Below are 12,656 nucleotides of genomic sequence, written 5' to 3'. Positions count from 1 at the left end.
TTATGTTTCCGATTGATTTTTTTTGGAGGGCTGCACAGCGCTGGCCCGATCGCATTGCCATTGATACACCGAGTGGCCCCATTCATTACGCCACCTTAGCTAGGCGTGTTAAATCACTAGCGGCGGGGCTTACTGCATTGGATCCAACTTTACAGAGTCGAGTAGCTATTTGCGCGGGTAACAGTGATGATCACATTACTGCCCTGCTAGCTATTTTGGCTTGCGGTAAGGTATGGGTACCACTGAACCCTAAGAGCACCCATCCTGAGATTCAACGTATTGTTAATGTCACCGAGCCTTCTATTGTGATTTTGGATGCTGCCAATCAAGCATTACTGAAAGGCGCTGCGGGAGCATGGGTTTATACAGGCGCTGACTCTGATGCTTCTGCGCGCAGCATGAATGAATTAATTCAATTGCATGAGGATGCACCGCAGCCTTCTTTTGAATTACCTTTAGATGCAATTCAGGCGATCAAATTTACTGGCGGCACCACTGGGGCCCCTAAAGGTGTGATGCAGCCCTACCGCGCTTGGATGGCAAACATCACCAATCAGATTCAGGTATGGGGATTTGATGAGCATGAGCGCTATGTGGTTGCCGCGCCGATCACCCATGGTACATCTACCTATATTGTTCCTATCTTGGCGCAAGGTGGTTGTCATGTGATTCTGGATGGTGCAGGCGCTGAAGTAGTGAGAACAGCCTTTCGTGAACGACGCGGTACTGTTTGCTTCATGCCCCCAACCCTTGTTTATATGTTGATGGCATTACCTAATGCATCCAGAGAGGATTATCCAAAATTACGAAGGCTAATTTATGGTGGCGCGCCAATGCCTCCAGAACAAGTTCGTAAGGTACGTGATTTCTTTGGCCCAGTCTTGGGCACTACCTATGGTCAAACCGAGGCGCCGCAAATTTTGACGGTCATGCGCCCTGAGGATTTTGAAGACCCCAACAACTGGGCAGCCGTTGGCAGGCCTACTTGGTTTAGTGATGTGGCCATCATGTCTCCTGAAGGTGAACTATTGCCTACCGGTGAAATAGGTGAAGTCGTTGCCCGAGGTGATCTGCTGATGAATGGCTATTGGCGCATGCCTGAAAAGACTGCTGAAACCATTATCGATGACTGGCTTCATACCGGTGACCGTGGCCTGATTGATGAACGTGGATTTTTGTACCTCAAGGATCGCCTCAAGGACATCGTGATTACTGGCGGATTTAATGTATACCCAGTGGATGTTGAGAACGCCTTAAGTCAGCATCCCGCCGTTCATGAATGCCTTGTCTTTGGTCTCCCCGATGAAAAATGGGGTGAAACTGTTCAAGCCGCCGTCCAATTACATCCTGGACAAAAAGCGGATGAAGTAGAACTGATTGCATTTGTTCGCAACTTATTGGGGCCGGTACAAACTCCAAAGCGGGTTCACTTCTACGACAGCTTGCCTCGCTCTAATGTAGGTAAGTTACTGAAGAGTGCGGTGATTCAAAAACTTCAAACGCCTGCTTAGGCAACATTTAATACTTTTAGCTTATGACTACCAAAAAAACTCCTGTTACCAGCCTGTGCACACACACCCTTACTAGCTTGCATTATCGCGATGCAGATTTAGTGGAAGATTTAATGGGTAAGAAAACATTTACCGAAGTCATGTTGATGCAGATTCTGGGTAGAGAGCCTCGTGGTGTTGATATTCGCATTACAGATGTAGTGTTGATTGTGTTGATGGAACATGGTTTAACGCCGAGTGCGATTGCCACACGCTTGATCTATATGAGCGCTCCAGAAAATCTTCAAGGGGCTGTATCCGCCGGCTTACTTGCTGTTGGCAGTTCATTTATCGGTACGATGGAAAACTGCTCCGCTTTGCTAGACAGAATCGTCGCTTCCAAAGACCAATATGCTGAAGCCCTTTTGATTGCGCAACATTACAAGAGCATTAAAGGCGCCGTTCCTGGCTTTGGTCATCACCTACATAAGCCGGTAGATCCACGTGCTTACAAACTATTAGACATGGGTCGCGCTGAGAAAGAACTCAAAGGTGATCATATTCGTGCGCTAGAAACTTTATCCAAGGCAGTGGATGAAGTTGCTGGTCGCCCTATCACTATCAATGCCACTGGTGCAGTTGCTGCCCTGCTTGGTGAGATTGGCATACCTACTGCTGTGATGCGTGGCTTTGCCGTTATCTCCCGTTCTGCTGGCTTAGTGGCCCATATTGTTGAGGAACAACAAAGCCCATCCGGTCGCTTCATTTGGGACACGATTGAACATGCCATTCCGTTTGTGGATGGCGCCAACAAGATTGGCTAATGATGGGCTCTAGAGAATGCATACTAGTTACTGGTGCTAGCCGTGGTATCGGTCGCGCCATATTGGAGCGCCTAATTGCGGATGGCATGCATGTCATTAATTTTGATAAAGAGTCTCCTGTAAAAATTGCTGAGCATGAAACTTTTATCAAAGTAGACATGTCCGATGAGAAAGCTTTGCGCACTGCACTGGCTGATGCGACTTCTAATAACTCGATTACTCGCTTAGTGAATAACGCAGGCATTGTTTGCCCTGCTAGTATCGAGAAGACTACGATTGCAGATCTACAGGCCGTAATGAGCGTCAATATTGCTGCTGCCATTATTTGCGTGCAAGCCGTACTCCCCGCCATGAAAGCAGCTCATTTTGGTCGTATTGTGAATATTGCCAGTCGTGCTGCTTTGGGTAAAGAAGAGCGAATTTCATATGCGACTTCTAAGGCGGGATTACTGGGATTGACTCGCACTTTGGCTTTAGAGCTCGCAAGTGATGACATCACAGTAAATGCTATTGGGCCCGGACCGATTGCAACCGAACTCTTTCAGAGTGCGAACCCTCCTGGTGCCCCTGCTACACAACGCATCTTAGATAGCGTGCCTCTGGGTCGAATTGGCAAACCAGAGGAAGTGGCCCATATCGTCGCCTCTCTACTTGATCAACGCGCGGGTTATACAACTGGTCAGGTTGTATATGTTTGTGGTGACATGACTGTAGGTCTGAGTCAGTAAATGAATTCAAAACACCCTCCTGGTTTACCAACGGATCTCACTAATCGAGTAATCTTAGTTTCTGGCGGTGGATCTGCGGGTCCTGGATGGAGTATTGGTAGAGCCTCTTGTGTTACCTATGCTCGTTTAGGCGCAAAGGTCTGCGTAGTCGATCGAGATCAAGCATCTGCAGAAGAAACTACCAAGATTATTCTGAATGAAGGCGGTATAGCGGAAACTTTTGTTGGGGATGTTTCTGAAGAACTTGATGTAACAAGACTCTTTGACGAAGCTCGTAAACAATTTGGTCCTATTGATGTGCTGCATCACAACGTGGGCATTGGCAAAGTTGGCGGACCAATGGAAACCAGCGCTGAAGATTTTGATCGCATTCACAAGGTAAATGTGCGCAGCCTCCTACTTGCAGCTCAAGAGGTCTTGCCTGAAATGGTGGCGCGCGGTACCGGCAATATTATTGCCATCTCTTCAGTGGCGGGCATGCGCTATTTGGGCTACCCACATTTAGCCTATAGCGTAACCAAGGCTGCTAATACCCAATTTATTCGGATGATTGCTCAGCAATACGCCGATAAAGGCATTCGAGCCAATACAGTAGTGCCTGGCCTTATAGATACTCCACGCATTGCCAATACTGTAGCGAGGATGTTTTCTGAAAATGGTCTAGATGAAGCTCGTGCCGCACGTGATAAGCAGGTACCCATGGGACGCTCTGGAACAGCCTGGGATGTGGCACACGCTTGCGCCTTTCTGGTCTCAGATGCCGCAGCCTACATTACAGGCACTGAGCTGGTGGTTGATGGCGGCCTCACCGGGAAATACGTCTAAGTCCCAGAATTCCAGCCCCGAGCTTAAGGGATAGTATGATTTGATGATTCTTTAGGAGCTTTATATGCATCGAATCATCTACCGAGTTGTTTTATTGCTAGCAATCAGCGCTGTTCTGGTTGCTTGCAATATGAATGATAAAAAAATTAGTGGCTGGGAAGTGAATGATGTCTATCACTCGACCATCATCACGCCTAATTCAGCAACTGGTGGGAAAACCTATCAAGGCCCACCTATCAATACGATGGATGCGGCCAATACTTATGAGATGTTTAGCCTCAAAACTGAACAGCCTAAACAAGGGGCAAAGACTTATGAGCTCAATGCGCAACTAACGTATTTCTCACAATGGCGTTATTACGATTCCGCAATGCTAGAAAACACACCTGCTACGACATTTAAAGTGGTTGGTAGAGAAGCTGGCGCTTGTGGTGACAGAGGTTGCATCTTTAGAGAAGTCGTCTCTATCCAATTGCCCGAGGCATTCCTAAAGGATAAGATGAAGAAGGGTTTCATCATCACCCTATCCGCTAAGAATGGAATGAAGACTGAGCTTTTTGTGTCGCCACAATATATCCAAGGTTATATGCAGGCGGTGAATGGATTTAATTGATAGCTCGATCAGTGTGATTGAAATAAATAAAGGGGCATAGAGCCCCTTTATTTTTAAGTACTGGCGGAGAATCTGTCCGGTAAAGAGGTGTCCCTTTGACGGAATTACAAGCCTAAATTTTCTACTGTAAATCATTAAATGACTTATAAATGGGTCATTAAAACACTTAAAGACTCATTTATGAGTCATATTTATTGACCTATGGCGTATAAACAGGCATATTAACGCCTCATACTTAACAAAATGCATGAGGCAACTATGCGCGTAGATCAAGAACTGACCCTAGCATCAAAGCAACTTGGCCAATCCGCTGAAATAGCGCAATGCCTTGTTTCTTTGCGTCTTGCGCGTCGTGTTCGCCAAGGTGAGGCAGCAGTCCGTGCCGGCCTATCTCGCGCTACTGCACAGCGCATTGAAAAGGGTGATCCTGGTGTAGCCATTGGCGCGCTCCTGCGTTACTTAGATGCAATCGCTCCAGGCATGAACTTATTGCAACTATTAAGCGGAGATGATCCTGCGATCATTGCTTTAGAGCGTCGCTCACGTCCACAACGCGTGCGTGATTTAAGTGCAGCGGAAATGAAAGCGCTTGATTTCTGATGGCCAATACCACTAAGGATCTTTTTGCCTTTGCCAATCTTGATGGTGAATTTGTACCAGCAGGTCAACTGCAAGTAGATGAGGAAGGCTCAAGACTTATTGCCTCTTCATTTGCTTATGGCTTGCGTTACTTAGATAGGAGCAACGCACAAGAAGTGGATCCAGTCGCTCTTAGCCTTAGAAGTAAAAGTGAGATCAAAGGTAAGCGCCTCATTCCACCTAACGGCTTAGAGGCTTTTGGTGGAATTCGGGATGCTGCTCCTGATTCTTGGGGGAGAAGAGTCATTGAAGCTAGGCTTAAGGTTCCAGCCAATAGCCTGCCAGAATCAACCTATCTAATCGAAGCAGGCAGTGATCGTGTTGGGGCTTTAGACATTCGATCTTCTTTAGATCAAGAGGAGCGCCCTGCTCACGAAAGTATTCACAATCTGTCATACGTACTCGAGGGTGCACAGAAGATTGAGGCGGGCTTGCCAGTATCAGAAGCACTATCCAAAATTTTGATTGTGGGTAGCGGTCTTGGGGGCATGCGTCCTAAGGCAAGCGTGCGCGATGATGAAAACATTTTATGGATGGCTAAGTTCCCAGGTAATACAGATGGCGCTTTAGATGTACCAAGCATTGAATACGCCACACTCAAACTTGCGCAGTTAGCCGGTCTTAATGTAGCGCAAACGCAATTAGAACAAGTTGGCAAGAAAAAAGTGTTGATGGTCAAACGCTTTGATCGCTCTTGGACTGCTTTTGCTCGGCCAATAGAAATTCGTCATCATGTCGTTAGTGCCCTTACCTTAGTTGCCTGTCACGAATCAGAATCCAATACAAAAAGTTATATGGATATTGCGGATGCCATCCGCAGATATTGCGTGATTCAAACAGTCAAAGCTGATATTGAAGAACTATATGCACGCATGATCTTTAATATTTTTATTAGTAATGATGATGATCATCTACGCAATCATGCATTCTTATGGAGCCATGCACTTAAAGGCTGGAGCCTGAGTCCACTCTATGACGTGATGCCTCATGCAGTCATTGCAAGTGAGCGTTATCAACATCTAGGCGTTGGACCACAAGGTAAATTGGCCACACTCGATAATGCCTATGGTGCCAAAGAGCGCTTTGGCCTATCCGCGCAGCAAGCAAGCGACATTATCGATCGTGTATGGCGAGTAACTAGGCAATGGAAAACACACTTTGAAAGCCTTGGAATTGCTGCAGATCAAATCGAAGGAATCTCTCTAGCCTTTAGGCATATCGATGATATTTGCAGCACTGAATTAATCAAGACACTAGCCAAAAAATAAGCTCTCATTATGAAGCGTATGGTGGGTAACTAGATTTCAATTATTAAAGATGAATTAAATGCTGGGTTCTCAGCATGGTTAGAACGCACATAACCGCGAGGATTACAAACCACCCTAGTGCCATTCATTTGATAATCACAGGAGTCATGCGTATGCCCATGAATCCATAGAGACATCCTTCCAAAGAGATGGGCTAACTCGGAGGCAAAACAGGCGGATAGTAGATCGGGCTTATAGCGCTGTGCAACCGATAGCATTGAAGGTAGGTGATGGGTAACCACTACCGTCTTGCCATCAAATGGATACTCGAATTCTTTTTGCAGCCAAGCCAGTGACTTTTCATGCAATTGGATAGATTTTTTTGGAGAAAAATTTCTGTCTCCGTCACGGATTCTTCTGAAGTCATTTAAGTAAAGCTCGCCATACGATAAGCATTTAGATTTAAGATCTTCGCCAAATAATAAAAAGTCCGTCCATAACGTAGCCCCTAAAAAACGGACGGGAGTATTTGATTGGGGATCATGAAGCTCAATCCCATCGTCATCTAGGAAATGAATGCCGTTTTCTGCGCATGTATTTTGGATGTCCTCAATGACATGAGAACGCTGAGAACCATAGAACTCATGGTTGCCAGCCACATAAATAATTTCTTGATCCGGAAAAGATTTCCTGGCCCAAGTTACACCTTCCGCGCGAAGGCCGATATCACCCGCCAGAACAATAACATCTGCCGAATTTGATGCAGGGGTAAAGTCAGCAAACTCTAGATGCAAATCACTCAGTACATGAAGTTTCATAAATTGGATAAGACACGATTTTGGCTTTTATATTGAAATCTAGTGTATTCAATAATTAACCATGCCATCAGGATGTAATAAGCGATTGTTAGCTTAATTGGTATTAGCCACATATCTGCAATCACATATTGTTTGGGTGGTAAGCGTACTGGTAAGCGGGAGTGATAAAGAAAAAGCCCCGGTTAGGGGGCTAAGTCTATGTTGCGCATAGTAAAAAGAAGAAAAAATGCCAAAAGTGCTGGCGGAGACGAGATCTAGATTTTGACCCTCCTCTCCAGTCTACCAATGTCCATTAAACCCCTTCCCCATATGGCTTAGAAGGTAGACTCTACTCCCGAGTAATCCATTCAAACTTACTAAAATCCATGTTTCACTGGTAAGCGGGATGGTGAGCCCATTATGGGCATAAGCAATGGCGAAGGAGAAACAAAAGAGCTAAATCTAAGCAGATTTATAGCAACCTTAGCATTGGGGTCTTACTCGCTTCTCTCATATGCTGCCAGTTTGGCCTTCAAATTACGCTCTTCTTGAAAACGTTCAGTTTCATCTCGGACAATCGCAGCTATGGCAATGGGTTGTTTTTTATCATCAAAAAGCATGCTTACTGAAAAAGCAATGGAGATAGAACGCCCATCCTTATGCATCGCAGGAACTCTTAACAAAGTATTTCCATACTTTGTTACACCTGTCTGAATAGTGTGAAAATACCCTTTAGAGTGCCGCTCTCTAAAACGCTCAGGCGTAATGATGCTGAGTGCTTTTCCCAAGGCCTCGTCTGGGCTATACCCAAATATGCGCTCAGCAGATGCATTCCAAAACAAAATATTTTCATCTCGATCAGAAATGATCACGGCCTCGCCAATATGACTGACTAGCGCCTTAAAATCTATGATGTCTGACATATTTAATCTCTATTTTTAAGTAAGTTGTCGCTAAGAATACTCCAATAAAAAACCACCCGAAGGTGGTTCTCAGGGGCGCTTCTATTTTTAGTAAGTCTTGTAAGAAAGGTACTTACCTGATAGCACTACTTGAACACGATCGCCCTTTGGATCAGGCTCGCGCTGGATATCCATTGAGAAATCGATTGCACTCATAATGCCATCGCCAAACTCTTCATGGATTAACTCTTTAATAGTAGTGCCATAAACACTCACAATCTCATACCAACGATAGATCAATGGGTCTGTTGGAACGGCGGTTGGCAAAGATCCTTTATAAGGAACAATTTGCAACCAAGCCATCTCTTCATCAGTCAAATCAAATAACTTACCAGCGGCTTCAGCCTGCACCTTAGTAAAGGTCATTTGACCTAAACAGCCTGCAGTAACCCACTCCTTTGATTCGCCTATTGCTTTTGCGATATCACTCCACTTCATGCCATTGCGAACTTTGGCTTCGATAATTTTTTGTGTAACTACTGAACGATCCATTTTTTTCTCCTAGTTTTAAGTTTTAGTGTATCAAGCAACAACCGCATCAACACCTGGAAGCACTATTACAGGCTTGTATCCATCCAACTCACCCTTAGCTCCTTTTACCTGCAGATCCTTTGATCGATTGACTAGAAAATCTACTAAATGGTTTCGCATTGGGTAATACATAGCATCATGATGTAAATTGGCCCGCTTTCTTCCTTTGGGCAAAGTGTTGACAACGATTTCAGCGATACGTGCATTAGGGCCGTTGCTCATCAGCATAATTTTGTCAGAAAGCAAGATTGCCTCATCAACATCATGGGTGATCATAAATACAGTTTGATTTGTTTCTTTGCAAATTTTGAGAAGTTCATCCTGAATAACTCCGCGAGTTAAGGCATCCAAGGCGCCAAATGGCTCATCAAGTAGTAGCATTTTTGGCTCAATTGCAAAGGCTCTTGCAATACCAACCCTTTGCTTCATGCCACCAGATAATTCAGATGGTTTTTTATTTTCAGCATTTATCAAGCCGACCATCGCTAGATACTTTTTGGAATGCTCGGTAATCTGCTCTTTTGACCAATCGGGATACTTTGACTTCACTGCAAAAGCCACATTCTGCAGTACTGTCATCCACGGCATTAATGCATGCCCTTGGAATACAACTCCACGCTCTAAACCAGGGCCCTGAATACGCTTACCAAGCATGATGGCATCGCCGCCAGTTGCTTCTTCAAGACCAGCAAGCACATTCAAAATAGTAGTTTTGCCACATCCGGAATGGCCGATGATACAAACAAACTCTCCTTTTTCGATTTCAAAATCTATTCCTTCAAATACTGGAGGTGCGTCAGCTTTATACGACTTGCTGAGGTTTGAAACTTTGAGGAATGTATTTTCAATCTGCATACGAAACCGCCTTTTGTAACTTGCCAAATGCTGTATCTAGCAACATTCCAACAATACCAATTAAAAGAATTGCAAAAATAACACTAGAGAGCGATAGGTTATTCCACTCATTCCATAAGAAGTAACCAATTCCGGTACCACCAACAAGCATCTCAGCAGCAACGATCACTAACCAGGCAATACCCATGGATATGCGCATACCAGTCAAAATGGTTGGTGCAGCAGCAGGAAGAATGACTAAGAATGCCTTACGTAAAGGAGAGACTTCCAATGTCTTGGCAACGTTTAATAATTCTTTACGTACATTAGCAACTCCAAATGCTGTGTTGAGGAGCATTGGCCATACGGAACAAATAAAGATCACAAAGATTCCAGAAATAGCAGAGTCTTTGATGGTGTAGAGCGCGATAGGCATCCAAGCCAATGGCGAAATCGGCTTCAGAATTTGAATGAATGGATTAAATGCCTCGTAAGCCAATGGTGACATGCCGATCCAGAATCCAAACGGAATAGCTACTATCATCGCCAACAAGAATCCTAAGGCAACACGCGCCAAAGAATAGGCCAGTTGAATACCAATTCCCTTATCGTTCGGACCATTGTCATAAAAAGGGTGTGACAACTGCTTATAGATAGTCTCCCCCATCTGCGTTAAGGTTGGAAACCCAGTTTTTTGAACAGGCTCACTACCGCCCTGACCCATGAGGCTGTTGTACTCACTAGAGCCAGTTGATACCCCAGGCGGCGGTGTAACTTTTTGTGTTGTAGCCATATGCCAGATAAATAAGCACATGAGTAAAATCACAACCGATAGAATTGCGCCTTTAACCTTAATTGATACTGTTTTCATTCATTTACCTTACGTTCATGCTTTATTAGTTTGAAAAGATTTCAAATAGGCTGCTGGCTGACTAGGGTCAAACTCTTTACCCATAATCTTGTCTTTTTTGTATCCCACTTTAGCTAATGGTGGAACTGCAATGCCAGTCTCACCCATATACTTTTTAGCGTCGGTCAACAAGAATACTTTTTCAGAAATGTCCTTGTAATTCACATCGCCTTTGACATAGCCCCAGCGCTGCATTTGGGTCAACATCCAGGTTGCCATGGAGTGCCAAGGAATTGGGTTGAAGTCGATGCGATCTGGTACGTTTTGCACATTGCCTAGACCATCTGCAAACTTACCAGTGAGAACCTGCATTACAACTGTCTCGGGCTGGTTAAGGTAATTTGGCGTAGAAATTACTTTAGCAATTAAAGGTCTATTCGCAGGATCACGCGCCATCGTCGAAGCATTTAAGACTGCACGATAGAGGGCTGCAAAGGTGTTTGGATTCTTACGGATAAATTCTTCTGAGGTTCCAAAAGCACAGCAAGGGTGACCATCCCAAATCTGCTTAGTCAGGATGTGTATAAATCCGACCTCGTCATACACTGCGCGCTGGTTAAATGGATCAGGCCCTAAAAAACCATCAATATTGCCAGCACGTAAGTTAGCCACCATCTCTGGTGGAGGTGTAACGCGAATCTGAATGTCTTTATCTGGATCTAAGCCAGCTTGAGCTACGTAATAACGCAGCAAGAAGTTATGCATTGAGTATTCAAATGGAACAGCAAACTTCATGCCTTTCCAGTTTTTCGGATCACGATTATCTTTATGCTTGTTAGCTAACGTAATAGCCTGACCATTCACGTTCTGAATTGTGGCCACACGCATCTGAGAAGGATCAGAACCCAAGCCCATTGACATTGAGATCGGCATTGGTGATAAAAAGTGTGAGGCATCATGCTCTTTATTGAGCATCTTGTCACGAATTAAAGCCCAACCTGCGGTCTTATTAAGCGTAACGTTCAGGCCTTGTTTTTTATAAAAACCTAGTGGGTCAGCCATGATGAGTGGAGTCGCACAAGTAATTGCGATAAAGCCAATTTTTAGGTCTGGTTTTTCTAATGGCGCTTTTTCTTGCGCCATTGCCTGCAAGGACCCTACTGGCAAGAAGCCTGAGAGAGCGCTCATTGCTCCACCTACTCCAACAGCCTTTAAAAACGCGCGTCTACGATCTTCTTGAGGAAAAAGAGCCTTAACTAAGCTGGCCTCAACAAAATCTGCGCTTTGCTGCTCGGCATCCATCATTGCTGAAAGCGAGTTTGCATGATCTAACTCAGATGCATGATGTCCACAGCTGCAGCGGTTGCTAAACAGAGGTCTAACTGGATCAAAAGGACGATATGAATTCATTTATAGCTCCTAGTAAGTAATTAAGATGCCGCTTGCAATGCGTTGAAATGATTTTGTGACTCGATTAATGGGATAAGCGTATGCAGTTTTTTTCTATAAACCTCTCCGACCATCACCACAACAGGTTGCTTATCTAAAAAATGATGATGAACATCACCAAAGCGCAGTTCATCTAATGTGCAGGCGAAACTGCGTTGCGTTGGCAGGCTAACCGATTCCATCAAGCAAACAGGCGTATCTACCGTGTAGCCCTGAGCAATCAAAGTTGTCGCAACCTCAGATAGCTGATCACGCGCCATATAGTAAATAGCGGTTTTATGATCTTCATGTGCGCAACGGCCAGGAAGAGTAGTCAGCGTCAGGGTTCTACTTAACTCTCTCGTAGTTGGAGGCTGCTTTAATTCTGCCGAGGCCGCTAAGGCAGTAGTGATGCCTGGAACAATCTCATAGCGCACGTTTGCTTTCTCAAGAGCGTCAATTTCTTCCTGCGCACGACCAAAGATCATCGGATCCCCGCCTTTTAGGCGCACAACTACTGAGTACTTGCCTGCAGCATCCACCAATTGCTTGTTAATGAAGTGCTGAGAGCTTGAATGTGATCCGCATCTTTTCCCTACCTGCACCATCCTAGTGCCAGGACACCACTCCAACATAGAAATATCAATGAGTGCGTCATAAAAAACAATGTCTGCCTGAGCCAAAATTCTTGAGCCCCGAACAGTAATGAGGTCAGAGGCTCCAGGCCCAGCACCAATGAGGTAGACGCCAGACATCACTCCATTTATTTTGGGTGCTTTGACTGTTCTTGGTGCAATTTGTTCCATGCATCATTTGTAACAGTCGGCAATAGCCCTAAATTCTCTGTGTGAACCAAAAGTGCCCATGCTTTGATTTGGTGCACCAATA

General features: G+C 44.9%; 14 protein-coding genes. 7 read left to right on the top strand and 7 right to left on the bottom strand.

Translation table 11 applies throughout. The features are described 5' to 3' along the window. The first annotated feature begins 2 nt into the window (after positions 1-2). The 7 genes from FD963_RS05100 (at position 3) to FD963_RS05070 (ending at position 6,387) form a co-directional block, all read left to right on the top strand. Positions 3-1,511: a class I adenylate-forming enzyme family protein gene (locus tag FD963_RS05100; RefSeq protein WP_215363602.1), complete on the top strand. Its 1,509-nt coding sequence runs from the start codon at positions 3-5 to the stop codon at positions 1,509-1,511. Positions 1,512-1,534: 23 nt separating this feature from the next. Beyond that, on the top strand, positions 1,535-2,314 hold the full coding sequence (locus FD963_RS05095) for a citryl-CoA lyase (protein ID WP_215363598.1): 780 nt from the start codon (positions 1,535-1,537) through the stop codon (positions 2,312-2,314). After that, positions 2,314-3,042 carry an SDR family oxidoreductase gene (locus FD963_RS05090; RefSeq protein WP_215363595.1) on the top strand — a complete coding sequence of 243 codons (729 nt, stop codon included), beginning with the start codon at positions 2,314-2,316 and terminating at the stop codon, positions 3,040-3,042. Before FD963_RS05095 ends, FD963_RS05090 begins: the two co-directional genes overlap by 1 nt. Further along, a complete protein-coding gene (locus tag FD963_RS05085; protein ID WP_215363592.1) occupies positions 3,043-3,867 on the top strand; it encodes an SDR family NAD(P)-dependent oxidoreductase in 825 nt (274 codons plus the stop codon). A gap of 64 nt (positions 3,868-3,931) precedes the next feature. Continuing rightward, a complete protein-coding gene (locus tag FD963_RS05080) occupies positions 3,932-4,480 on the top strand; it encodes a hypothetical protein (RefSeq protein WP_215322021.1) in 549 nt (182 codons plus the stop codon). A 258-nt stretch (positions 4,481-4,738) separates the two neighbouring features. Continuing rightward, positions 4,739-5,080 carry a helix-turn-helix transcriptional regulator gene (locus FD963_RS05075; RefSeq protein ID WP_011902708.1) on the top strand — a complete coding sequence of 114 codons (342 nt, stop codon included), beginning with the start codon at positions 4,739-4,741 and terminating at the stop codon, positions 5,078-5,080. After that, a complete protein-coding gene (locus tag FD963_RS05070; protein ID WP_215363589.1) occupies positions 5,080-6,387 on the top strand; it encodes a type II toxin-antitoxin system HipA family toxin in 1,308 nt (435 codons plus the stop codon). The genes FD963_RS05075 and FD963_RS05070 overlap by 1 nt, the downstream gene beginning before the upstream one ends. Positions 6,388-6,416: 29 nt before the next feature. On the opposite strand, the gene FD963_RS05065 is transcribed toward FD963_RS05070, so the two are convergent. The 7 genes from FD963_RS05065 to cobA form a co-directional block, all read right to left on the bottom strand. Further along, a complete protein-coding gene (locus tag FD963_RS05065) occupies positions 6,417-7,184 on the bottom strand; it encodes a metallophosphoesterase (RefSeq protein WP_215363587.1) in 768 nt (255 codons plus the stop codon). Between the two features lie 476 nt (positions 7,185-7,660). Next, on the bottom strand, positions 7,661-8,086 hold the full coding sequence (locus tag FD963_RS05060; protein WP_215363586.1) for a PAS domain S-box protein: 426 nt from the start codon (positions 8,084-8,086) through the stop codon (positions 7,661-7,663). An 87-nt stretch (positions 8,087-8,173) separates the two neighbouring features. Further along, on the bottom strand, positions 8,174-8,617 hold the full coding sequence (cynS, locus tag FD963_RS05055; RefSeq protein ID WP_011902835.1) for a cyanase: 444 nt from the start codon (positions 8,615-8,617) through the stop codon (positions 8,174-8,176). Between the two features lie 30 nt (positions 8,618-8,647). Next, positions 8,648-9,511 (bottom strand): ABC transporter ATP-binding protein, encoded by an 864-nt coding sequence (locus tag FD963_RS05050; RefSeq protein WP_215363584.1) that lies wholly within the window; start codon positions 9,509-9,511, stop codon positions 8,648-8,650. Next, on the bottom strand, positions 9,501-10,361 hold the full coding sequence (gene ntrB / locus FD963_RS05045; protein WP_071465701.1) for a nitrate ABC transporter permease: 861 nt from the start codon (positions 10,359-10,361) through the stop codon (positions 9,501-9,503). The genes FD963_RS05050 and ntrB overlap by 11 nt, the downstream gene beginning before the upstream one ends. Before the next feature lie 15 nt (positions 10,362-10,376). After that, complete coding sequence (locus tag FD963_RS05040) at positions 10,377-11,750, bottom strand: CmpA/NrtA family ABC transporter substrate-binding protein (protein WP_215363582.1); 1,374 nt, start codon at positions 11,748-11,750, stop codon at positions 10,377-10,379. Between the two features lie 20 nt (positions 11,751-11,770). Next, on the bottom strand, positions 11,771-12,574 hold the full coding sequence (gene cobA / locus FD963_RS05035) for a uroporphyrinogen-III C-methyltransferase (RefSeq protein ID WP_251367329.1): 804 nt from the start codon (positions 12,572-12,574) through the stop codon (positions 11,771-11,773). Between the last annotated feature and the right edge of the window lie 82 nt (positions 12,575-12,656).

It is taken from the genome of Polynucleobacter sp. JS-JIR-II-50, from assembly GCF_018687895.1.
Classification (GTDB): domain Bacteria; phylum Pseudomonadota; class Gammaproteobacteria; order Burkholderiales; family Burkholderiaceae; genus Polynucleobacter.
Note: the sequence above shows the minus strand (reverse complement) of the source record. Positions and strands in the feature narration are given on the sequence as shown.